Genomic DNA, 21,323 nt, shown 5'->3' on the forward strand with positions numbered 1-21,323 from the left:
ATCCTCAGGCCGGGTACGCGGTCGCCTCCGTGGCCTTCACCGTGGCCCAGACCGCACGCCCGGGAGCGAGTTCGAGCTGCACCGCCGCCGCCGGTGTGACGTCCGCCGCGACCGGGATCGGCCCGGACAGCTCGATCCGCAGCGCGTCGCCGTGCCGGGCCATCGCGGTCACCGTGGCCGGCCAGGTGTTCCGTGGGCTGCCCGCCGGCCTCGTGGGGAAAAGTGAGACCGCGGACGGCGGGAAGGCGACGAACGCGTCCCCCTCCAGCGGCACGGCGGTGACCAGCGTGAACCCGTCCGGCAGCCGCACCGAGGTGCCCGAGGCCTGCCCGCGGTACAGGTTGAGGCCGACCAGCCGGGCCACGTAGTCGGTGCGCGGCTGGGCGGTGATCGTGCCGGCGTCGCCGGACTGCACGATCGCGCCGTCCTCCACGATGATCAGCCGGTCGGCGAGCATCAGCGCGTCCAGCGGATCGTGCGTGACCAGCACGGTCGCCCCCGGGAACGACGCGAGGTGGCCCCGCAGCTGGGCCCGGGTGTCCAGCCGGGTGCGCGCGTCGAGGGCGGCGAGCGGCTCGTCCAGCAGCAGCAGCTTGGGCTCGGCGGCGAGGGCCCGGGCGAGGGCGACGCGCTGCGCCTGGCCCCCGGAGAGTTGGCGAGGCTTCTTGCGTACGTGCTCGGCCAGGCCCACCCGCAGCAGCCACTCCCGCGCCGTCTCCCGTGCCTCCCGGCGCGGTACCCGGCGGCAGCGCGGCCCGAACGCGACGTTGTCCAACGCGCTGAGGTGCGGGAACAGCAGGTAGTCCTGGAACACGACACCGATCCGCCGTCGCTCGGGCGGCTCCCGGTCGAGCCGCGCGCCGTCCAGCGTGACGTGCCCGTCGTCGAGCCCGTCGAGCCCGGCCAGGCACCGCAGCGCCGTCGTCTTCCCGGCGCCGTTCGGCCCGAGCAGCGCCACCACCTCGCCGGCCGCCACCGCCAGCTCGATGTCCAAAGTGAACCCCGCGCGCTTCACCACCAGCCGCGCGTCGAGCATCACGCTGTGCCTTCCTCAGGCATGCCCTTCTGGCCCTCGCCTGCGGCCTGGGCGGGCAACTCACGCACGTGCCGCTCGGTGCAGTCGGTCACGCCGCCACCCATTTGTCCCGCAACGCCGCCAGGATGCCGACCGACACGACCAGCAACAGGAGGCTGAGCACGATGGCCGAGTCGAGATCCTGTTCGAGGGCCAGATAAACCGCTAAAGGCATGGTTTGCGTACGCCCCGGGAAGTTCCCGGCAAACGTGATCGTCGCCCCGAACTCGCCGAGCGCCCGCGCCCAGCAGAGCACCGCCCCGGCCGCCACCCCGGGTGCGATCAGCGGCAGCGTGATCCGCCGGAACGCCGTCCACCGCCCCGCCCCGAGGGTTGCCGCCGCCTCCTCGTAGCGCGCGTCCGCCCCGCGCAGCGCCCCCTCCACGCTGATCACCAGGAACGGCATCGCCACGAACGCCTCGGCCACCACCACGCCCGCGGTGGTGAACGGCAGGCTGATCCCGAAGGTCGAGTCGAGCCAGCCGCCGATCAGCCCACGCCGGCCGAAGACCAGCAGCAACGCCACCCCGCCGACCACCGGCGGCAGCACCAGCGGCACGGTCACCAGCGCGCGCACCAGCCGCCGGCCGGGGAATTCGGCTCGGGCCAGCACCCAGGCCAGCGGCACCCCGACGACGAGGCAGACGGCGGTGGCCAGGGTCGCGGTCAGCAGGGAGAGTTTCAGGGCGGCGAGGATGCCCGGCTCCCGCAGCCGGGCCGGCAGGCTCGACCAGGGCGCCCGCCAGAGCAGCCCGAACAGGGGCAGAACGAGGAACGCCAGCCCCGCGATCGCCGGGATCGCGAGGGCCGGCGGAACCTTCGTACGAAACCTGCTCAGGGCTTTTGGAACCCTGCGTCGGTGAGCACCTTCATCTCGGGCCCGGTCTGCACGAACGCGACGAACGCGGTCGCCGCGACCGGGTTGGGAGCGCTCTTGAGGGTCACGATCGGGTACTCGTTGATCGCGCCGGACGACTCGGGGAACTCGATGCTGTCCACCTCCGGCGCGGCCGCCTTGGCGTCGGTGCGGTAGACCAGCGCCGCGTCCACCTCGCCCAGCTTCACCTTGGACAACGCCGACTTGACGTCCTGCTCCAGGGTCACCGGGGTGAGCTTCACGCCGGCCGCGCCGAGCGCCTTCTTGGCCGCCGCGCCGCAGGGCACCTGCTCGGCGCAGAGCGCCACCTTCATGCCCGCCCTGGTCAGGTCGGAGAGCCCCGTGATGCCCTTCGGGTTGCCCTTGGGCACGGCGATGACCAGCTGGTTCTTGACGAAGGTGGCCGGCGTGCCGGACGCGTCGCCGGCGTCGGTCACCGTCTTCATGGTGGCCGGGCTGGCCGAGGCGAACACGTCGGCGGGCGCGCCCGAGGTGATCTGCTGAGCGAGGCCGGAGCTTCCGCCGTACGAGAAAGTGACCTTGACCCCAGGGTTGGCCGCCTCGAAGTCCTTGCCGATCTGGTTGAAGGTCTCGGTCAGTGACGCCGCCGCGAGCACGGTGAGGTTGCCGGTGACCCCTCCGCCGGCGCTGGAGGTCGATGTCGACGGAGGAGAACCATCGGAGTTGTTGCCGCAGCCCGCCAGGAGCGCTGCCAGGGCCAGTGCCGTCAGTATTTTCTTCACTTGTCGTCTCCTCGCTCCACGACCACCGTGGTCGACTTGATCACGGCGACCGCCGTCGAGCCGACCTCCAGCCCCAGCTCGTCGACGGCCTCGCGGCTCATCAGCGAGACCACCCGGAACGGGCCGGCCTGGATGTCGACCTGCGCCATCACCGAGTCACGGGTGATCGCGGTGACGATTCCGGGCAGGCGGTTGCGAGCCGACGAGCGGCGCGCCCCGGCATCCGGCTCGTCGCCCAGCGACCGGGCGAAGCCGGCCAGGTCGACGCCCGCGATGCTGCGATGCCCGTGGTCGTCCCGGCCGGCCACCAGCCGGCCCGAGTCGACCCAGCGGCGGACCGTGTCCACGCTGACCCCGAGCAGCTCGGCCGCCTCCCCGATGCGGTAGGTCGTCACGCCATCACTCTAGGGCCGCAGATGCGAGGCCTTACAGCCCGGACGAGTCGCAGACGCGTAACCGTTGCGGAGCTCACACCGGCGGCGGCATGCTGGACGGCGTGCCGGAACGGATACGCGAGGTCACCGCCTTCCTGGCCGAGGTGCTGGCTCCCCGGGCCCCGCTCACCGTGATCGTCGACGGTGGCGACCAGGGCGCCGCCGCCGCGTTCGCGGCCCGCCTGGCCGCCGCGTTCCCGCCCTCGGCCCGGGCCTGGCGGGTCGACGCGGTGCTCGGCCTGAGCGGCCCGTCCGGCGGCCGCGGCGACTCGGCGCTCAACGTGCTCGAGCCGGCCGCCGACCGGGTGATCGTCTACTTGCGCGGCGGCCCGCGCGGCCGGCGCGGCAACGGCGAGGGCGAGCGCCGGGCCCAGGTGGTGATCGACCACCACGATCCCTCGTGGCCGGTGATCCGGCATGTGCACCCGCGGCTGGCCGACCCCGAGCGCTGGTATCTGGCCGAGAGCCGGGCCTTCTTCGGCGCCCGGGCCGCGGATTGGGACGCGAAGTTCGGTGACGACCTGCCGGCGTACGCGACGGCCGTGGCGACCGCCGAACCATGCCCGGGCGACCTGGCCCTCGACGTGGGCTGCGGCACCGGCCGGGCGCTGCCCGCCCTGGCCGCCGCGGTCGGCCCGGCCGGCCGGGTGCTCGGCCTGGACCTGACCCCGGCGATGCTCGACGCCGCCCGGGCCGCCGGCCGCCACGCCCGCGCCGGCCTGGTGCTGGCCGACGCCCGCCGGCTGCCGCTGCCGGACGGGGTGGCCGGCCTGGTCTTCGCCGCCGGCCTGGTGCAGCATCTGCCCGACCCGGCGGCCGGCCTGGCGGAACTGGCCCGGGTGACCCGCCCCGGCGGCCGCCTGATGATTTTCCACCCCACCGGCCGGGTGGCGCTGGCCGCCCGGCACGGCCGCACGCCGCGCCCCGACGAGCCGCTGAACGAGGCGAACCTGGGCCCGCTGCTGGCGGCGGCCGGGTGGGAGATGGTGCGCTACGAGGACCCGGAGGACCACTTCCTCGCCCTCGCCATCCGCCGCTAGGAGCCTTTCGCACTCGAGGTGAGCGTCGGAGAGCTGCGTACTGTTCTGGACCTGGCGGGGCCGGTCGGGCTTGGTGGGTGGTCGGGCCATGGCAAGCCAGCCGGGCCACCCAGCCCGGCCGGGGCAGTCCAGAGCAGAACGGCGCGCACCTGCCAACCGCCACATCCCACCCAAATCGTGAGCCCGAAGATGTCTGGTCAGCCGCTGACGTGGGCGGTTTGGTCAATGCGGTGCTGGGCGGGGCCGGCGTCGATGTCGGCCGGCCGGCCCGCCGCGTCGGCCGCGTGGCTGCTCAGGAGAGATCGGCCAACTCCTCGTTGAGCAGGCCGGTCAGGTGGTCGTGCCGGCCGTCGGCGATCGGAATGCCTCGGCTCGGGCCCTCGGCGATCATGATGGCGTACAGGTGGATGCGGTACAGGGCCAGCCGGATGCGGGCCGGCTCGTCGAACGGGCCGGGCCGGTAACCGGCCAGGAACGGGTGGTCCGGCAGGTCTTCGATGCGGCGCAGCAGGGCCGGCGACACGAAATCCAGCAGCGGGTCGCCGTACAGGTACCGCTCGCCGTCGACCAGCCCGGTCAGCGAGCCGTCCGGCCCGGCCAGCACGTTGCCGTCCCAGAGGTCGAAGTGCAGCAGCGCCGGCCGGTCGACCGCGGCCAGGACGTTCCGGTGGCGGGCCACCACGCCGTCCAGCGGCGGCAGCGGGACGTTCCAGTCGGCGGCGTCGGCCCGGATGTCGTCGATCATCGCGGCGAAGGCGGTGGGCCAGTCCGCGGCGGCCGGACGGTCGCCGGTGTAGCCGAACCGCGGGCCGGTGATCGCGTGCACTTCTCGGAGCGCCGCCCCCAACTGCTCGCGGGCTCGCGGCGAGTCTTTCTCGGTGAGCGGCGTGCCCGGCAGCATCGACGCGATGACCCAGGCGGGCTCGGCCGTGCCGCTACCGGCGCCTGGTCCTCCGGACGGCGCGGAGAACCCAGGCCCCTCCGGTGCCGAGACGGCCAGCACGTCGGGCACCGGCACGGTGGGCGCGTGCGCGCGGATCAGCCGGTAGTACTCCGCCTCGGCCGGGAGCACGCCCTTCTCGTACCGCAGCAGGCGAGCCGACGGCGGCGGTCCCACCTTGACCACCACCCGGCGGCCGTCCTCGAGATCGGCCCGCCAGACCACGGCGAAGGTGCCGCCGGACAGCCGCTCGGCGCCGGCGAGACCGGCGCCGAGCCCGTCCGACACGATCCGGGCGATGTCCCGCGCGGACACCTCCGGCTGGGTGGGGCTGACCGTCATGCTCAAACGGTAAGGGGTCGCAGGTTGAGCGTGTGCTCGGAGAACGTGCGATAGCGGGCGAGCTCGATGAACAGCCAGCCCAGCGAGATCACCCCGAGAACGACATAAACCCAGAGATTGTTGTACGTGTCCCACAGTGTGTGCAGAACGACCGCGCCGAGGAAGGTGAGCCCGAAGGTGAGCAGTCGCCTCGCGCTCGGCGCGGCGATCAGCGCCCAGAGCGCGCCGGCGGTCAGCCCGGTCCACGCGGTGTGCCCGGCCGGCGCGGTCAGGCCCCGGACGAACAGCGTCTCCTGGACGGCGCCGATGTTGCCGTCCGAGGCGAGCAGCGCGGTGAACGCGTACCCCATGGTCTCCAGCGCGGCGAAGCCCATGCCGGACGCCACTCCGATGATCAGCCCGTCGGACGGCAGCCGGCGCTCGCGCCGGGCCAGGATCAGGAACAGCAGGGCGATCGGGACGATCAGCTTCGCCGACTCCTCGATCAGCGCGACCAGCACCAGCGGCAGCATGCCGAGCCCGCGCAGCGTGTTGTACTCCAGCGTGCCGGCCACCACGATGCCGATCACGCCGCCGAAGAACGCGGCGGTGACCAGCGCCCAGGCCGGCACCTGCCAGCGACCGGTCCGGGCCTGGGCGAAGGTGAGGAAGGACAGCGGCACGACCGTCGCGCCGAGCAGGATGAGCGACGGCACGAAGTTGGGGTTCTGGGTGTGGACCAGGGTCCGCAACACCACGATGTAGAGAATCAGCCCGATGACGAGGACACCGAGCCACGCCCACCGGCGGGATCGATCGCGCATGACCCAGTCTGTCAGACGTGTTGATCGATGAGCATCTGGTTGCCGTCTGGATCGGGAGCCTAGGCCGTCCGAAATGGTTTGCGGTCTCGCGAACCGACCGGCCTGCGGCTGCAATAGGTAGGCGATGGACGACGACGAGTTGCTCTCGGCGGTCGCCGGCGGCGACGACACGGCGCTGCGGGCGCTGTTCGACCGGCACGCGCCCTGGCTGGCGGCGCGGCTGCGGGTGGCGCTGCCCGCGGCCGAGGTCGAGGACGTGCTGCAGGAGACGTTCCTCGCCGTGTGGCGCGGCGCCGCGGGATACCGCCCGGGCAACGCCGGCGGTTGGTTGTGGGGGATCGCGCGCCGGCAGGTCGCCCTGTGGCTGCGCCGGCGCGGGCCGGCGACGCTGCTGCTGTCGGTGCTCGACGAGGGTGGCCGGGTCGACGACGTCGCGCAGGCGGCCGCGGACCGGGCGGAACTCGACGCCGCGGTCCGGGCGCTCGGGCCGGAGGGCAGCCCGGAGCGCGAGGTGTGGCGGCTGTTGTGCGTGGAGGACCGCCCGGTCGCCGAGGTGGCCCGGCTGCTCGGCGTGCCGCAGGGGACGGTGAAGAGCCGGGCCGCGCGGATGCGGGGGATGTTGCGCCGGGCGTTGGTGGCGGGCCGGTTCGACCCGTACGGAATGGAGGGAGGTGGTGATGGTGCGGTATCCGGACGGTGAGGCGCCGTCGGACGTCGATCTGGGGCGGGTGTGGGTCGGGGTCGCGGGCGAGGTGTGGGCGCGCCGGCCGGGGCCGGTGGAGCGGGTCGCGGCGCGGTTGCTGCGCTCCCGTGGGCTGGCCCGGGCGCTGGTCACGACGCCGTCGCTGGTGGCCGGGTGGCTCGCCGCGACCGTGGCGGTCCTGGGCGTCGGGGTCGCCGTGACGCTGTCCACCGGCACGGTGCTGGTGCCGCTGCTGGCTCCGGCGCTGGCGGGTGCGGGCGTGGCTTACGCGTACGGGCCGGGCACCGATCCGGCGTACGAGCTGGTCCGGATCATGCCGGTCGGTGACCGGATGGTCCTGCTGGTCCGGGCGTTGTGCGTCTGCCTGGTGAACGCGGTCCTCGGCGTCGCGGCCTCGGCGATCAGCGGGGCGGCGACGGCCATCACGTTCGGCTGGCTCGTTCCGATGACCGCGGTGTGCGCCCTCGCCCTCGCCGCCGCCACCGTCATGCGCTCCGCCCCGGCCGGCGTCGCGGCCGGGCTCGCCGGATGGGCCATCGCGGTCCTGGGCGTGATGGCCGCCCGCGGCTCGGCCGCCGGCGCCGTCACCGCGGTCACCGACACCGCGCTGTACCTGCCTTACCTAGCCGTCGCCGCGCTCGGCGCCGTCACCGTCCGTCTCTCGAAGGGGACACCATGAACGTTGAGTTGTCCGGCTTGACCCGCCGATTCGGACGCAAGACCGCGGTCGCGGGCGTGGACCTGAGTCTCGGGCCCGGCGTCTTCGGGCTGCTCGGGCCCAACGGTGCCGGGAAGACCTCGCTGCTGCGGGTGGTCGCCACCGTGCTGCCGCCGACGACCGGCACCGTCCGCCTGCTCGGCCACGATCCCGCGCAGGCCCGCGAGCGCCGGGCCGTGCGCCGCCGGCTCGGGTACCTGCCCCAGTCGCTGGGCTACTACCCGAACTTCACGGTGGTGGAGTTCGTCGAGTACTTCGCGCTGCTCAAGGAGGTGCCGCCGGGCCGCCTGGCGCGGGCCGTCGCCACCGCCGTCGAGCGGGTCGGGCTGGGCGGTCAGGCGCGGGCCAAGCTGCGTACGCTCTCCGGCGGCATGCTGCGCCGGGCCGGCATCGCCCAGGCCATCGTCAACGACCCCGACCTGCTGCTGCTCGACGAGCCGACGGCCGGCCTGGACCCCGAGCAGCGGGTCGAGTTCCGGTCGCTGCTGCGCGAGTTCGGCGCACACGCCACGGTCGTGGTCAGCACCCACCTCGTCGAGGACGTGGGCGCCGCCTGCGCCGAGGTGGCGCTGATGCACGAGGGCCGCGTCGCGTTCCGCGGCACACCCGCCGAGCTGATCGGGCACGGCGAGGGCTCCGGCGCCGCGGGCGACGCGCCGCTCGAGCGTGGGTACAGCGCCGTGCTCGGTGCGGCGAGGGCCCGATGAGCGCCGCGGCCCGGCTGTTGCGCATCGAGCTGCGCCGCACCCCGGCCTGGGCGCTGCTGCCGCTGCTCGTCGCGCTGATCTGGCTGGCCTCGCCGTACGGCCGGGCACTGCGCGCGCCGGTGCCACTGTGGAGCGCCCGGAGCCTGGCCCTGCCCGGCGCCGTCCAGGTGATGGGCCCGTTCGCCGGGGGAGTCGCGGCCTGGACCGCCGCCCGCGAGGGCCGCCGCCGGATGACCGATCTGGTCGCCAGCACGCCCCGCCCACCGGCCGTACGCCGCCTGCTGACCTGGGCGGCCGGAACCGCGGCGGTCCTGGCGTTCTACGTCGTGGCGGCGGCGGCCGGGTTCGCCGTCACCGCCGGGCAGCACGCCTGGGGCGGGGTGCTGTGGTTGCCGGTCGCGACCGGCGCCGCCGGGCTCGTCGCCTGCGCCGCCGTGGGCTTCGCGGCCGGCACGGCGCTGCCCAGCCGCTTCACCGCGCCGCTCACCGCCGTGGGCCTGCTCTTCGGTTTCCAGCTCACGCTGGCCGCCCACTACGTGACGCACACCCACGCCGCGCTGGTTTCGCCGGTGGTCGACAGCGTCGGCCCGGAGCTGGTGCCGTTCTTCGGCGCGGGCACCGGCATCGCGATCGTGCAGCTGATCTTCGTCGCCGGCGTCACGCTGGCGACCCTGCCGGCACTCGGGATGCCGGCCCGACGCGGGGCCATCCTGGTCGCCGCCGGGGTGGCACTGGCGGGCACGATGATCGCGGTCGCCCGTACGGCGGTGGACGAGCCGGGCCGCGGCACCGTCATCCCCGCCCTGGCGGCGCCGGGCACCGCCATACCGTTCACCCCGGTCTGCGACCGCAGCGGCCCGCTGCCGGTGTGCGTACACCCGGCGTTCCGCTCGGCGCTGCCGACGGTCAGCACCGACCTGGTCCCGGTGACGGCTCAGTTCGCCGGCTTGCCCGGCGCCCCGGTGGCGATCGACCTGGGCACGCCGCCGGGCGCCGCCGCCGACCGCGACGCCCTGCGCCTGCCGATACTCAACACGCAGGGCCCGATGTCGGCGGCACAGATCCGCTCCGCCACCCGCCGCTGGACGGTCCTGGCGCTGCTCGGCGTCAACCCCGACAACCCGGTAAGCGCCGGGCCGGTCCGCGCGGTCGTCGCCGACGGCATGCTGCTCTCCGCCGGCGAGGACATCACCGGCCGCGGCACCACCACGACGCCGCAGGATCGCCAGGTGATCGCGGCGGCCGGCCGCTTCGCCGCCCTGCCCGCCGCCGAGCGCCGGCAGTGGCTGACCGAGAACCTGTCCCGCCTGCGAGCCGGGCGGCTGGCGATGGGAGACCTGCCGTGAGACTCGTCCGGCTTTTCGCGGCCAGCCGCCGGATGCCGGCCGCCGTGCTGACCCTCGCGGGCTGCGGCGTCGCGCTGAGCCTGGTGCTGCGCTGGACCGCCGGCGTCACGCCCGCGCTGGCGCTGGTGCTGGTCGGCGCCGCGGCCGCGGTCGTGGGCGCCGCCATGCAGAGCCCGTTCGACGAATCCGAGCGCGCGACCGGCCCGCGGCTGCCGCTGCTGCGCCTGGCCGGCGCGCTGGGGCTGACCGCCGCGGCCTACGCCGCTCTCGCCGCCGGTGCGACGGCCGGTCACCTGACCTCGGGCGCCGGCGGCCTCCTACGGGACACGGTGGGCCTGGTCGGGGTGGCCCTGTTCGCCGGCGGCCTGGCGGGCGCGAACCGGTCGTGGACGGGCGTCCTCGCGTACGTGTTCCTGGCGCTCGCCGCCGCTGACAACGGCTGGACGACCCCATGGCTGTGGCCGGCCCGCCCACCGTCCGACACGGCCGCGGCGCTCTGCGCGACGGCGGTGTTCCTGGTCGGCGCCGGGGTGGCGACGGTCGGCACCGTTCATCCACGCTGGATGAAACCGGTCGTTCTCCGTGCCGCGCCTCGGCTCGGCGGTTGAGACGCATGACGGGCCGGGCCGGTGAGCGGCGCCGGCCCGTCGTGGTGGGTCAGCCGCAGGTGGTGCCGTTGAGCTTGAAGCCGGTGGGTGCGGCGGCGTTGCCGGTGTGGGTGGCCTGGTAGCCGATGCTGGCCGAGCCGCCCGGGGGCAGGGCGCCGTTGTAGCTGACGTTGGTGGCGGTCACCGTGCCGCTGGCCGGGGCGTAGGTGGCGTTCCAGCCGGAGACGATCGTCTGTCCCGAGGGCAGGGTGAAGGTCAGGGCCCAGCCGTTGATCGCCGCGGTGCCGGTGTTGGTGATCGTGATGTTGTTGGTCAGCCCGGTGTTCCACGCGTTGACCGCGTTGCTGACCCGGCAGGTGCTGGTGCCGCCCGGGCTCGTCGTCGGCAGGGTGGTCGGCGGCGTGGTGGGCCCGGTGGTGGGTGCGGTGGTCGGCGGCGTGGTGGGCGGGGTGGTCGGCGGGCTGCTGCCGGCGGCGGTGATGATGGCGTTGATGATGCTCTGCTGGGTCACCGTGTCGGAGCCGCGGTTGAACAGGCCGAAGCCGTACTGGCCGTTGACGCCGTTGTCCCAGTAGGCGGTCGCCGCGCCGTACTTCTTGGCGGTGGCGACCAGGGCGCGCGCGAAGTTCGCCCGGTACGTGTTGTTGGCCGAGTCGAAGGACGTCTTGTCGATCGAGCCGTATTCGCCGACGAAGACCGGATAGCCGCGTACGACGAAAGCGTCGTACATCTTCTTCAGCGTGGAGTCCATATAGTCTTCCTGTCCCCAGGTCGACTTCTTCGCCGGATTGGTCGCGGCCGCTCCCCACTGCGTGATGTTGCCGTCCTCCTGGCCCGTGAAGTCCCACGGGTCGTAGTAGTGCACGGAGATCATGAGGCGCTGCTCGCCGCTGGGGATGGAGCTGGACCGGTACTGGTCGGTGGGCAGCACGAAGCCGTAGTTGCCCGCGGTGTACTCGATGTTGGTGTTCCAGCCCGGCACGAGCAGCCACCGCGAGGCGTTGGTGCCGCCAGTCTTCCGGACGGTGTCCACGAAGATCTGGTTGTACGCGTTGATGTTCGAGTAGCACGGCTGGGTCGGGTTGCCGTACTGGCCGTCGAACTCCTCGTTCATCGACTCGAAGATCAGGTGCTCGTTGTAGCTCTGGAACTTCGTCGCGATCTGTTGCCAGACCTTCTGGTACTTGTCCTTGATCGTCGTCTGGTCGGCGGCGTCGCAGATCAGCCAGGAGCCGGTGATGGACTTGTAGCCGTCGCCGTGCATGTTGATCAGCACGTAGAGGCCGTCGTTGTACGCGTAGTTGACGACCTCCGCGATCCGGCTCAGCCAGGCGGAACTGATCGTGTAGTTCGGGCCGGCGCCGATGTTCCCCAGGTAGGAGACCGGGATCCGGATCGTCTTGAAGCCGGACGCCTTCACCCGGTCGATGAGGGCCTGGGTGATGACCGGGTTGCCCCAGGCGGTCTCGCTGGGGATGCCGTTGGAGTTGGCCTCCAGCTGGTTGCCCAGATTCCAGCCGGCGCCCATGTCGGCGACCAGTTGCGGAGCGGTCAGCTGAGGAGCGGTCAGCTGGGTGGTGACGCCGGCCGATGCCGTTGTCACGCCGTACACGGTGCCGGCGAGGGCCAGGGTGGCGGCAGCGAATGCCAGCCCGGCCCTCCTTGCTCTCGAACCCATGGATCTTCCTCTCGTACGGTTCCGAGCGCGGGGGACCGGCGGTGACTCCGGCCCGCGCGCGAGGGCACCGTCATCGAAGCGTTTCGATGGCGGTGCGGTCAAGAGGAGGCGGTCCGGGCGTCAGCCCTTTTTCATCACGAAGCCCTTGAGGAGCTCGTACAGCTGACTGTCCTCGACCTCGCCGTACAGGCTGTCGCCCGGGGCCACGAAGACGACGCTCGGGCACTTCTGGTCCTGGCCGGTGACCGGCTTGTCGAGCAGCTTCCGGCCGGTGGCCGCCTCGTACAGCCGGAGCCGGTAGAAGCCCTGCTTCAAGTCGACGGTCTGCGGCTGGGGAGCCTGGTACTTGCAGCTCTTGACCTTGTTGCCGGCGCGGGTCAGATCGAGGCAGGCGACCAGCTGGGTCTTGCCCGGGTTGTCCGGGATCCAGGCCCGCCAGATCGACTCGCGCACGTCGGGCACGGTCACCGCGGCCATGATGTGCCGGCTCGGCGCCATGATCGAGTCGACGACGCCGACCGAGATCTGGTGCGGCGCCTTGCCGGTGAACTTGGGCGATTTCGGGTAGTACCAGCCGTCGCAGACCCGGGCCAGGTCGTTGCCGGTACGTATCGGGTAGGTGGCCGCCCGCGGGCCGGTCGGCGAGGGCGCGACGCTCGCTGACGGATCCGCGGTGCCGGAGGGCGTGGGCGCCTCGGCCCGGCCGCGGGCCTCGAGGGTGTCGAACCGGCTCTTGGCCTGCCGCAGGCCGACGACGGCTTCGTAGCCGCCGAACCCGACCGTGCTCAGCAGGGAGAGGACGACCGCGGTCACGATCGCCCAGCGGGGAAGCTTGGGCGGCGGCGAGGAGAACGGCGCCGGAGCTCCGGGCGGCGCCTCGCCGGGTTGCTGTGCGCTGCCGGGCTGCTGCGCGACGCCGGGCACGGCCGTGGGCGGCAAGGCCGCGGCGGGGTCGGCGGGCGCGGGTGACGGAGTGGGCAGGGCTGGGTCGGCGGGCGCGGGTGACGGGGTGAGCAGGGCTGGGTCGGCGGGCGCGGGTGACGGGGTGGGCACGGCTGGGTCGGCGGGCGCGGGCGACGGGGGAGGAGCGGCTGCGGGCGCAGTCGCCCCGGGCGGCGTCGCGGCGGCGGACGCTGCCGACTCGTCGGTGGGCGATGACGACCGTGCCGGTGGATCGGCCGGCGGCCCGGATTCTTCCATCGTGCGGTTCCCGTGGTCTGGCGGCGGTGCGGACCGGCACTCTATCGAATCGCGGCAATACCTGGTTACCGCCTTACGGCAGTCGTCGCATCACGGCGGCCGTCGCGGGCCGCGCGCGGCCCGCGTCCGTAGGCCGGCGGGTCAAGCGCCCGGACGACCTCAGCGTTTCGGGTCGGCGTTCACCGGGGAGGCGGCGCCGCGGGTCCGGTAGGCGGACGGCCGGGACGCGGCCAGCTTCTGCGCCGGGGTCGGGACGGCGGCCGGTGGTTCGTCGTCCGGGTCGACGCGGATGAGGCCGTCGACGATGGCGATGACCGGCATGCTGATCCAGTCGTACACCGGGACGGCGATCTTCTCGGCGCGCTCGTGCACGTTCGCGGCGGTGCAGGTCTCGTCGATGCTGGGAATGTCGGGGCGGGTCGCGCTCATGATTCCTCCCGGTGCCGGGCCCGATTCATTGCACACTGCAATCATTACTCCGGCCCGGGCGATATCGCTACCGCCCGGGCCGGATCTCCCCCAGAAAGGCCGCCGCCGCGGCCGCCACCGCGGCGACGACGGTCAGGAGCGGGAGTTCGTTGGGGATCCGGCCATCCTGGAAGCCGACGGCATGTCGTCAACAGGTCTTTAACGTTGCTTTAAGGTGCTTCTGCCCGTTTGTCGGGCGCCGGCTACCCGCGGTGCCACTTCTGGTTGGCGGTGCCGGCGCAGTCCCAGGTCTGCAGGGCGGCGCCCCAGTTGCCGTTCCAGTCCTTGATGTCGACGCACTTGTTGGCCTGCGGGTTCACCAGGTCGCCGGCCGCCGAGAGGACGAACTGCTGGGCCGGGTTGCCGCTGCAGTTGGCGATCTGGATGACCGCGCCGTTGGCGGTCGAGCCCCATGCGACGTCCATGCACTTGTTGTTCGACGTCTGCAGGGTGCCGTTCACGAAGGTCCACTTCTGCGCGCCGGTGTTGTTGCACTCCCACATCTGCAGCGGTACGCCGTCCGAGAAGTTGGAGTTCGGCACGTCGATGCAGAGCCCGTTCCAGTCGCTGACCAGCGAGCTGGTGCTGCCGCCGCTGGTGGTCAGCGACAGGCCGTAGGCGCCGAGGATCTCGTTCACCGGCTGGAACCACATCGTGCCACCCGACGTGCAGTTGCCGGTGCCGCCGGAGGTCACGCCCTGTGCCTGGTTGCCGGAGATCCAGGAGCCGCCGGAGTCGCCGGGCTCGGCGCAGGCATCGCTGCGGGACAGGCCGGAGACGGCGCCCTGGGCGTACACCACGGTCTCGTCCCGGCCGAGCAGGGTGCCGCAGCGCCAGCCGGTGGTGCGCCCGGACCGGCAGATCGAGCTGCCGATCGCGGCGTCGGCCGAGCCGGCCACCAGCACGTTCCCGCCCGCGTAGTTGTTCACCCAGGGCTGCGGGGTCCAGTTGCCGTTGGTCTGGATCCAGGAGTAGTCGTTGCCCGGGAACGACGAGCCGGCGAAGGTGCCCTGGCTGACGTTGTTGTAACCGAGCGTGGGGCTGCCGGCGCTGCCGCAGTGCCCGGCGCTGACGAAACCGCCGGCCACGGCGAAGCCGACCGAGCACAGCGTGTTGCCGTTGATCACGTACTGGTCGCCGCCGCGGATGTCGTACATCGGGCGCGGTTGCTCGGCCAGGGGCTCGACGGTGACCGGGCCGGCGCCGCCGGCCTGCGCGAACCGGCGGGCCTCGGCCTCGGCGCCGGGCTTCGCCAGGACCACCACGGGGTTGCCGGGTACGTCGACATACCAGCCCCGGACCTGGGCGGCCGCCGCCTTGGACGCCTGACGGTCCAGCTTCGTGCGGGTGGCGGAGAGGTCGGCGGCGCTCGAGTGTGCCCGTGCGGGTGTGGCCCCTTCCGTTCGTACGATCGCCTCGGCCTGGGAATTTGTCACCGCGACCGTGAGTTTCGACGCTCCCGCGGGAATCCAGGCGCCGGCGAAGGCGGAGCCGAGCCGGGCGCGCAACCTTTTCTCGATGACCGGCGCCGCCGCCTCGGTGCGGAGCCGCGCCGCGATCTGGGCGTCGTCGAGTTTCAGGTCGCGGCGCATCGCGGCGAGCATGCCCGGCGAGACGTCGAAATGGGGCGTGGCGGCCCGGCTCGGTTGTGCGGTCAGCGTAATCAGCGTGATCGTCGCGACGGCGATCGCCGGCATTCTTCGGCGCATGGGGAGTTCCTTCCGTACCGGAAAACGGGGATGAGCAGGAAGGAGAGCGCTCTCTGAATCGGAGTGTGTCGATGCCTGACAACGCTGTCAAGATACCTTTGGGAAACCTGCCCGAGTTCACCTGTGGCGGCGCACGTGGGAGGCTGGGTTTTTGACGCGATGAGCGATGGGTAGCGGGCCATGGGCATGATCAAGGTCGTCGGGCTGGTGCTGCACCCCCGCCGGGATTGCGGCTCGGCGATCGACGCCATAGTCGCCTGGGCCAACCGGCGGGAGGTCACCGTCCTCGGCCTGCACGACGAGATCAACCGGATCGACTGCGAGGCCGTCGCGGTCAGCACCGAGGAGATGGTCGAGCGGGCCAGCATGCTGGTCAGCCTGGGCGGCGACGGCACCATGCTGCGCACGATGCGGCTGGTCGAGGGCCGCAAGACGCCGGTGCTCGGGGTCAACGTCGGCCGGCTCGGCTTCCTCGCCGAGGTCGACCTGCCCGACCTGCCGGCCGCGCTCTCCGCGATCGACGAGCACCGGTTCACCGTCGAGTCGCGCACGGCGGTGCGCACCGTGCTGCCCGACGGCAAGGAGGTCTCGGCGTTCAACGACATCGCCCTGGTCCGGGTGCCCGGCGACGGCCTCGCCGCGGTCGGCATCGCGGTCGAGGGGCAGAACTTCGTGAATTACGCGGCCGACGCGGTGATCGTCTCCACGCCGACCGGCTCCACGGCGTATTCCTTCTCGGCCGGCGGCCCGATCGTCTCGCCGAACGTGGAGGGCCTGATCGTCAGCGCCTCGGCCGCGCACTCGTCGTTCAACCGCTCGCTGATGCTGGCGCTGAGCGAGCGGCTCGAGCTGGACGTGCTACCCACCAGCGGCCGCCTCGCCGTCGAGGTGGACGGGATCATCGAGGGCTACGTCGGCGGCGACGAGAAGCTCGAGATCGAGCCGGTCCCGGCCGCCGCTCAGGTGGTCCGCCTGGGCAACTCCTCGTTCTACGAGCGGGCCCGGCGCAAGCTGCGGGTCGAGGGCAGCGCCCAGGTCGGCGTGCGCGACCCGGCCGACTCCGCCGTCGTGGTCGACGCCTTCGAGCGGCAGCGCTACGAGATCCTGCTCGGCGGCGAGGTGGCCGGGGTGCTGCATTACCGTCGGCACGGCGACAAAGTGGAGCTGCAACACACCGAGATCGAGCAGTCCTTCTCCGGCCAGGGCCTGGCCAGCCGGCTGGCCGCGGCCGCGCTCGACGACGCCCGCGCCCGCGCCACCCCGGTCATCGTCACCTGCCCCTTCGTCACCGGCTACCTCGAACGTCACCCGGAATACTCCGACCTGCTATCAGATGGGGTTTGACACATGGGCCATCCCGCCATCCTGACCGTCGACGACGACCCCTCGGTCTCCCGCGCGATCGCCCGCGACCTGCGGCGCAAGTACGGCGAGGAGTACCGCATCCTGCGTGCCTCCTCCGCCGCCGAGGCGCTGGACGCGCTGCGCGAGCTCAAGCTGCGCGGCGGCCGGGTCGCCGTCATGCTGGCCGACTACCGGATGCCGCAGATGAACGGCATCGAATTCCTGGAGCAGGCGATGGACCTGTTCCCGAACGCCCGCCGGGCGCTGCTGACCGCGTATGCGGACACCGACGCGGCGATCCAGGCGATCAACGTGGTCGACGTCGACCACTACCTGCTCAAGCCGTGGGACCCGCCGGAGGAGAAGCTCTACCCGGTGCTCGACGCGCTGCTCGACGCGTGGCGGGCCACCGGCGACCGCGAGCTCGAGGACATCCGGGTGGTCGGGCACCGCTGGTCCGAGCCGTCCTACCAGATCCGCGACTTCCTGGCCCGCAACCTGGTCCCGTACCGGTGGCTCGGCGCCGACGAGCCGGAGGGCCGCCGACTGCTGGAGGCGGCCGGGATGGGTCCCGAGTCGGTGCCGCTGGTGGTCACCGCGGACGGGCGGGCGATGTCCCAGCCCAGCACCGGCGAGGTGGCCGAGGCGGCCGGGCTCAGCACCACGCCCGGGCGCGACTTCTACGACCTGATCATCGTGGGCGGCGGCCCGGCCGGGCTCGGCGCGGCCGTCTACGGCGCCTCCGAGGGGCTCAAGACGCTGCTGGTCGAGCGCTCGGCGGTGGGCGGCCAGGCGGGGCAGAGCTCCCGGATCGAGAACTATCTGGGCTTTCCGGACGGGATCTCCGGCGCGCAGCTGACCGACCGGGCCCGCCGGCAGGCCGGCAAGTTCGAGGCCGAGGTGCTCAACACCCGCGAGGTCACCGGCCTGCGGCAGGACGGCTCGGCCCGCACGCTGACCTTCGCCGACGGCGGCGAGATCTCGGCGCACTCGATCGTGCTGGCCACGGGGGTCGCGTACCGGCCGCTGGCGGCCGACGGGGTCGCCCGGCTCACCGGCTCGGGCGTCTACTACGGCTCCGCCTCGACCGAGGGGCCGGCGTGTGCGGGCGCCGACGTCTTCATCGTCGGCGGGGCCAACTCGGCCGGCCAAGCGGCGCTGTTCTTCGCCCGGTACGCCAAGAAGGTCACCCTGCTGGTCCGCGGCGATTCGCTCGAGTCGTCGATGTCGTACTACCTGATCCAGCAGATCGCCCGCACCGAGAACGTCGAGGTGCGCACGAACTGCGAGGTGATCGGCGCGCACGGCGACGGCCACCTGCAGGCCATCACGATCTGCGAGAACAAGGGCACGCTGGAGACCACGGTCGAGTGCGGCGCCCTGTTCATCTTCATCGGCGCCGAGCCGCGGACCGACTGGCTGGGCGGGACGGTCGCCCGCGACGACAAGGGCTTCGTCTTCACCGGCCCCGATCTGCTGGCGAACGGATCCCGTCCGAAGGGATGGGATCGGGACCGCGATCCGTTCTACCTGGAGTGCAGTGTTCCCGGCATCTTCGCCGCCGGCGACGTCCGGGCCAACTCCGTCAAGCGGGTGGCCTCGGCGGTCGGCGAGGGCGCGATGGCCGTCACGCTGGTCCATCGTTACCTGGAGGCGCAGTAATGGCCGATCTTGATGAAGTACGGCTCGTCCCCTGCGAGCCCGGCGTGCTCTCCCCGGAGGAGCTGCGCACGCTGTTCCTGTTCGAGAAGCTGACCGACGAGCAGCTGAGCTGGATCGCCGAGCACGGCTGCACCATGCACATGCCGGCCGGCGGCGTGGTGATCCGCGAGGGCGACCCGGCCGAGCAGTTCTTCGTGCTGCTCAGCGGCACCATCGCGCTGTCCCGCAAGGTCGGGCAGGACGACGTCCAGACCACCCGCACCGAGCAGCGCGGCGTCTACATGGGCGCGACCCAGGCCTACCTGCGCGACGACGGCGTCCCCCGGAAATACATGGCGACCATGCGGGCGCTCGACGACGCCGACTTCTTCGTGATGGCGGCGAGCGACTTCAGTCACATGATGCGCGAGTGGTTCCCGATGGCGATCCATCTCCTCGAGGGCCTCGCGCTGGGCATGCGCAGCACCGCCGCGGCGATCAGCGAGCGCCAGCGGCTCACCGCGCTCGGCGCGCTCTCGGCCGGCCTCATGCACGAGCTGAACAACCCGGCCGCGGCCGCCTCCCGGGCCGCCGAGTCGCTGCGTCAGCGGGTCGCCGGCATGCGGCACAAGCTGGCCATGCTCGCGGCCGGCAAGGTGCCGCCGGACCGGCTCGTGGCCCTCGCCGAACTGCAGGAGGACGTCATCGAGCGGGCCGCCAAGGCGCCCGCGCTCACCGCCATGCAGACCGCCGATCTCGAGGACGAGCTGGGCGAGTGGATGGAGGAGCGCAGCATCACCGGCGGCTGGGACCTGGCGGCGGTCTTCGCCCAGGGCGGCCTCGACCGCGACTGCCTCAATGAGATCGAGACCCGGGTCGGCGCGCCCGAGCTGCTCGACCAGGCGATTCACTGGATCGGGTACGCGCTGGAGACCGAGCAGCTGATGACCGACATCGAGGACGCCACCGGCCGGGTCTCCACGCTGGTCAACGCCGCGAAGCAGTACTCGCAGATGGACCGGGCCGCGCACCAGTGGATCGATGTGCACAGCGGCCTGAAGTCGACCCTGGTCATGCTCAACCACAAGATCGGCACCGGGATCAAGGTCGTGAAGGACTTCGACCGTACGCTGCCGCAGATCCCCGCCCACCCGGCCGAGCTGAACCAGGTGTGGACCAACCTGATCGACAACGCGGTCCAGGCGATGAACGGCGTCGGCACGCTGACGATCAAGACGTACCGCGAGGACGACAACGTGATCGTCTCGGTCGGCGACACCGGGCCGGGCGTGCCGGAGGACATCAAGAAGCGGGTCTTCGAGCCGTTCTTCACCACCAAGCCGGTCGGCCAGGGCACCGGCCTCGGGCTGGACATCTCGTACCGGATCGTGGTCAACGGCCACGGCGGCGACATCGTGCTCGAGTCGCAGCCGGGCGACACGAAGTTCAAGGTGCGGCTGCCGTTGGCGGAACCGTCGTCGGCCTGACAGCGATTGTGGCGTGGCCCGCATGGTTGAACCGGGCCACGCCCGGGTAGCCTTCGTCGGCGATGCCTGACCACCCGTCGCGTAGGCGACTCCTGCTCGTCCTCGGCGCCGTGCTCATCGTGCTGGCCGCCGTCAACGTCGCCGACAAGTACGGCCCGCCCCACACCGGCCTGATCGCCGGGCCGGTCGTCGCCCTGGCGCTGGTGCTGCTGGCCCGCCGGGCCGGCCTGACCTGGCACGACCTGGGCCTGTCGAAACGCACGCTGCTGCCCGGTCTCAAGTACGCGATCGGCGCGATCGCCGCGGTTGCGGTCGTCTACGCGATCGGGGTCGCCCTGCCGTGGACCCGTCCGGCGTTCCACGATGTGCGCTATCACCTGCACCTGAGTGCCGCCCTGATGACCGCCTTCATCGTCGTGCCGCTCGGCACGGTGCTGCTGGAGGAGGTGGCCTTCCGCGGCGTGCTCCTCGGCCTGGTCAACCGGCACCGCGGCGCGACGTGGGCGAGCATCACGTCGTCGGTCCTGTTCGGGCTGTGGCACATCCTGCCCTCGCTGCGGCTCAATCACGCGAATCAGGCGGTCGGGGCGGTGCTCGGCACGGGGATGGCCGGGCGGGTGCTCGCGGTGGCCGGGGTGGTCGCCTTCACCGCGCTGGCCGGGGTGCTGCTCTGCGAATTGCGCCGGCGCAGTGGCAGTCTGCTGGCCTCGGCCGCGCTGCACTGGGCCACCAACGGGCTGGGCCTGCTGGTCGCCGCCGCGCTCGCCGCGGTCCGCTTCGCCTGATCGGCGGGCCGTCAATGTTGACGGTCAATGTTGACTATGTTGACTGCATCAACATGGCAGTCAACATAGTCACCATGTCGTCGCGCCGTTCGTCAGCAGCGTGACCAGTTCGTCGATCTGCGCGTCGTCGATCGGGTCGCGGGTGGCCAGCACCCGATACCAGATCAGACCGAAGACCAGGTCGGCGATGGTCGCGGGCCGGGGGACCGGTGGCAGGTCGCCGCGGGTCCGGGCGCGTTCCACGAGTACGCCCAGGGCCTCCCGCCGGCGGACGAGGAAGCCGGCCCGGAAACGTACGCCGAAGTCGGGGTTGATCTGCGACTCGGCCATCAGCGCCCGCAGCACCTCGATCACCTGCGGCTTCCGTCCGAGCGCGAAGCTGGCCGTCAGGAACGCCCGCAGGTCGGCGGCGTAGCTGCCCTCGTCCGCGACCGGTATGTGCAGGTCGGCCGTCTCGGCCAGCGCCTCCAGCAGCACGTCCGCCTTGGACGGCCACCACCGGTAGATCGTCTGCTTCCCGGTGCCGGACCGCGCCGCGATGCCCTCGATGCTCAGCCCGGCGTAGCCCACCTCGGCCACCAGGCCGGCGGCGGCGGTCAGGATCGCCTGCCGGCTCTCCTCGCTTCTCTTGCGACCTGGGCGCGTCATGCGGGACATGCTAGCTTAGAAACGAAC

Annotated in this window: 21 protein-coding genes; 10 read left to right on the plus strand and 11 right to left on the minus strand. The window is 72.3% G+C overall.

Annotation, left to right across the window (positions count from 1 at the left end; all coding sequences use genetic code 11):
• Positions 1-4 precede the first annotated feature (4 nt).
• From IH26_RS0101970 to IH26_RS0101990, 4 genes are all read right to left on the minus strand, one after another.
• Positions 5-1,036: an ABC transporter ATP-binding protein gene (locus IH26_RS0101970; RefSeq protein WP_030434340.1), complete on the minus strand. Its 1,032-nt coding sequence runs from the start codon at positions 1,034-1,036 to the stop codon at positions 5-7.
• Between the two features lie 88 nt (positions 1,037-1,124).
• Positions 1,125-1,913 (minus strand): ABC transporter permease, encoded by a 789-nt coding sequence (locus IH26_RS0101980; RefSeq protein WP_030434341.1) that lies wholly within the window; start codon positions 1,911-1,913, stop codon positions 1,125-1,127.
• Positions 1,910-2,695, minus strand: a complete 786-nt coding sequence (gene modA, locus IH26_RS0101985) for a molybdate ABC transporter substrate-binding protein (RefSeq protein WP_030434342.1) — start codon at positions 2,693-2,695, stop codon at positions 1,910-1,912. Before modA ends, IH26_RS0101980 begins: the two co-directional genes overlap by 4 nt.
• The gene (locus IH26_RS0101990; protein WP_030434343.1) at positions 2,692-3,090 is read right to left on the minus strand and encodes a TOBE domain-containing protein; all 399 of its coding nucleotides are present in this window, start codon (positions 3,088-3,090) and stop codon (positions 2,692-2,694) included. The genes modA and IH26_RS0101990 overlap by 4 nt, the downstream gene beginning before the upstream one ends.
• Positions 3,091-3,191: 101 nt before the next feature.
• Between IH26_RS0101990 and IH26_RS57440 the strand changes: the two genes are divergently transcribed.
• Positions 3,192-4,169, plus strand: a complete 978-nt coding sequence (locus tag IH26_RS57440; RefSeq protein WP_030434344.1) for a methyltransferase domain-containing protein — start codon at positions 3,192-3,194, stop codon at positions 4,167-4,169.
• Positions 4,170-4,461: 292 nt separating this feature from the next.
• On the opposite strand, the gene IH26_RS0102000 is transcribed toward IH26_RS57440, so the two are convergent.
• Together IH26_RS0102000 and IH26_RS0102005 are read right to left on the minus strand one after the other, a co-directional pair.
• Entirely contained in the window at positions 4,462-5,451 is a 990-nt protein-coding gene (locus IH26_RS0102000) for a phosphotransferase family protein (RefSeq protein WP_030434345.1), read from the minus strand.
• Positions 5,452-5,453: 2 nt separating this feature from the next.
• Positions 5,454-6,254: a PrsW family intramembrane metalloprotease gene (locus tag IH26_RS0102005; RefSeq protein ID WP_030434346.1), complete on the minus strand. Its 801-nt coding sequence runs from the start codon at positions 6,252-6,254 to the stop codon at positions 5,454-5,456.
• A gap of 124 nt (positions 6,255-6,378) precedes the next feature.
• On the opposite strand from IH26_RS0102005, the gene IH26_RS0102010 reads away from it, so the two are divergent.
• Genes IH26_RS0102010 through IH26_RS0102030 form a run of 5 tightly spaced genes read left to right on the plus strand, consistent with a single transcriptional unit; the run spans position 6,379 to position 10,336 of the window.
• Complete coding sequence (locus tag IH26_RS0102010; protein ID WP_030434347.1) at positions 6,379-6,954, plus strand: RNA polymerase sigma factor; 576 nt, start codon at positions 6,379-6,381, stop codon at positions 6,952-6,954.
• Entirely contained in the window at positions 6,932-7,636 is a 705-nt protein-coding gene (locus tag IH26_RS0102015; protein ID WP_030434348.1) for a hypothetical protein, read from the plus strand. The genes IH26_RS0102010 and IH26_RS0102015 overlap by 23 nt, the downstream gene beginning before the upstream one ends.
• Positions 7,633-8,382, plus strand: coding sequence for an ATP-binding cassette domain-containing protein (locus tag IH26_RS0102020; protein ID WP_030434349.1), 750 nt, complete (start codon positions 7,633-7,635; stop codon positions 8,380-8,382). The genes IH26_RS0102015 and IH26_RS0102020 overlap by 4 nt, the downstream gene beginning before the upstream one ends.
• Positions 8,379-9,728, plus strand: coding sequence for a hypothetical protein (locus tag IH26_RS0102025; protein ID WP_030434350.1), 1,350 nt, complete (start codon positions 8,379-8,381; stop codon positions 9,726-9,728). The genes IH26_RS0102020 and IH26_RS0102025 overlap by 4 nt, the downstream gene beginning before the upstream one ends.
• Positions 9,725-10,336 (plus strand): hypothetical protein, encoded by a 612-nt coding sequence (locus IH26_RS0102030; RefSeq protein ID WP_030434351.1) that lies wholly within the window; start codon positions 9,725-9,727, stop codon positions 10,334-10,336. Before IH26_RS0102025 ends, IH26_RS0102030 begins: the two co-directional genes overlap by 4 nt.
• A gap of 49 nt (positions 10,337-10,385) precedes the next feature.
• On the opposite strand, the gene IH26_RS0102035 is transcribed toward IH26_RS0102030, so the two are convergent.
• The 4 genes from IH26_RS0102035 to IH26_RS0102050 form a co-directional block, all read right to left on the minus strand.
• On the minus strand, positions 10,386-12,014 hold the full coding sequence (locus IH26_RS0102035; RefSeq protein ID WP_030434352.1) for a cellulase family glycosylhydrolase: 1,629 nt from the start codon (positions 12,012-12,014) through the stop codon (positions 10,386-10,388).
• 120 nt (positions 12,015-12,134) lie between these two features.
• Complete coding sequence (locus IH26_RS0102040; protein WP_157436982.1) at positions 12,135-13,067, minus strand: hypothetical protein; 933 nt, start codon at positions 13,065-13,067, stop codon at positions 12,135-12,137.
• Between the two features lie 306 nt (positions 13,068-13,373).
• Positions 13,374-13,643, minus strand: a complete 270-nt coding sequence (locus IH26_RS0102045; RefSeq protein ID WP_030434354.1) for a hypothetical protein — start codon at positions 13,641-13,643, stop codon at positions 13,374-13,376.
• Positions 13,644-13,885: 242 nt separating this feature from the next.
• A complete protein-coding gene (locus tag IH26_RS0102050; RefSeq protein WP_245664873.1) occupies positions 13,886-15,391 on the minus strand; it encodes a ricin-type beta-trefoil lectin domain protein in 1,506 nt (501 codons plus the stop codon).
• Between the two features lie 180 nt (positions 15,392-15,571).
• Between IH26_RS0102050 and IH26_RS0102055 the strand changes: the two genes are divergently transcribed.
• The 4 genes from IH26_RS0102055 to IH26_RS0102070 all read left to right on the plus strand — a co-directional run bounded on the left by IH26_RS0102055 (position 15,572) and on the right by IH26_RS0102070 (position 20,648).
• The gene (locus tag IH26_RS0102055) at positions 15,572-16,735 is read left to right on the plus strand and encodes an NAD(+)/NADH kinase (protein ID WP_030434356.1); all 1,164 of its coding nucleotides are present in this window, start codon (positions 15,572-15,574) and stop codon (positions 16,733-16,735) included.
• Positions 16,736-16,738: 3 nt separating this feature from the next.
• Positions 16,739-18,397 (plus strand): response regulator, encoded by a 1,659-nt coding sequence (locus IH26_RS0102060; protein WP_030434357.1) that lies wholly within the window; start codon positions 16,739-16,741, stop codon positions 18,395-18,397.
• On the plus strand, positions 18,397-19,863 hold the full coding sequence (locus IH26_RS0102065) for an ATP-binding protein (RefSeq protein ID WP_051807235.1): 1,467 nt from the start codon (positions 18,397-18,399) through the stop codon (positions 19,861-19,863). The genes IH26_RS0102060 and IH26_RS0102065 overlap by 1 nt, the downstream gene beginning before the upstream one ends.
• Positions 19,864-19,925: 62 nt before the next feature.
• Positions 19,926-20,648 (plus strand): CPBP family intramembrane glutamic endopeptidase, encoded by a 723-nt coding sequence (locus IH26_RS0102070; protein WP_030434359.1) that lies wholly within the window; start codon positions 19,926-19,928, stop codon positions 20,646-20,648.
• A 69-nt stretch (positions 20,649-20,717) separates the two neighbouring features.
• On the opposite strand, the gene IH26_RS0102075 is transcribed toward IH26_RS0102070, so the two are convergent.
• On the minus strand, positions 20,718-21,296 hold the full coding sequence (locus tag IH26_RS0102075; RefSeq protein WP_157436983.1) for a TetR/AcrR family transcriptional regulator: 579 nt from the start codon (positions 21,294-21,296) through the stop codon (positions 20,718-20,720).
• Positions 21,297-21,323: the final 27 nt, after the last annotated feature.

Source organism: Actinoplanes subtropicus (genome assembly GCF_000721705.1).
Classification (GTDB): Bacteria; Actinomycetota; Actinomycetes; order Mycobacteriales; family Micromonosporaceae; genus Actinoplanes; species Actinoplanes subtropicus.

Bases quoted from the DNA above. Each gene is read 5' to 3' on its own strand.
- IH26_RS0101970 (WP_030434340.1), bottom strand. From the start codon at position 1,036: ATGCTCGACGCGCGGCTGGTGGTGAAGCGCGCGGGGTTCACTTTGGAC.
- IH26_RS0102000 (WP_030434345.1), bottom strand. From the start codon at position 5,451: ATGACGGTCAGCCCCACCCAGCCGGAGGTGTCCGCGCGGGACATCGCC.
- IH26_RS0102005 (WP_030434346.1), bottom strand. From the start codon at position 6,254: ATGCGCGATCGATCCCGCCGGTGGGCGTGGCTCGGTGTCCTCGTCATC.
- IH26_RS0102010 (WP_030434347.1), top strand. From the start codon at position 6,379: ATGGACGACGACGAGTTGCTCTCGGCGGTCGCCGGCGGCGACGACACG.
- IH26_RS0102015 (WP_030434348.1), top strand. From the start codon at position 6,932: ATGGTGCGGTATCCGGACGGTGAGGCGCCGTCGGACGTCGATCTGGGG.
- IH26_RS0102020 (WP_030434349.1), top strand. From the start codon at position 7,633: ATGAACGTTGAGTTGTCCGGCTTGACCCGCCGATTCGGACGCAAGACC.
- IH26_RS0102025 (WP_030434350.1), top strand. From the start codon at position 8,379: ATGAGCGCCGCGGCCCGGCTGTTGCGCATCGAGCTGCGCCGCACCCCG.
- IH26_RS0102035 (WP_030434352.1), bottom strand. From the start codon at position 12,014: ATGGGTTCGAGAGCAAGGAGGGCCGGGCTGGCATTCGCTGCCGCCACC.
- IH26_RS0102045 (WP_030434354.1), bottom strand. From the start codon at position 13,643: ATGAGCGCGACCCGCCCCGACATTCCCAGCATCGACGAGACCTGCACC.
- IH26_RS0102050 (WP_245664873.1), bottom strand. From the start codon at position 15,391: ATGCGCCGAAGAATGCCGGCGATCGCCGTCGCGACGATCACGCTGATT.
- IH26_RS0102055 (WP_030434356.1), top strand. From the start codon at position 15,572: ATGGGCATGATCAAGGTCGTCGGGCTGGTGCTGCACCCCCGCCGGGAT.
- IH26_RS0102060 (WP_030434357.1), top strand. From the start codon at position 16,739: ATGGGCCATCCCGCCATCCTGACCGTCGACGACGACCCCTCGGTCTCC.
- IH26_RS0102065 (WP_051807235.1), top strand. From the start codon at position 18,397: ATGGCCGATCTTGATGAAGTACGGCTCGTCCCCTGCGAGCCCGGCGTG.
- IH26_RS0102070 (WP_030434359.1), top strand. From the start codon at position 19,926: ATGCCTGACCACCCGTCGCGTAGGCGACTCCTGCTCGTCCTCGGCGCC.
- IH26_RS0102075 (WP_157436983.1), bottom strand. From the start codon at position 21,296: ATGACGCGCCCAGGTCGCAAGAGAAGCGAGGAGAGCCGGCAGGCGATC.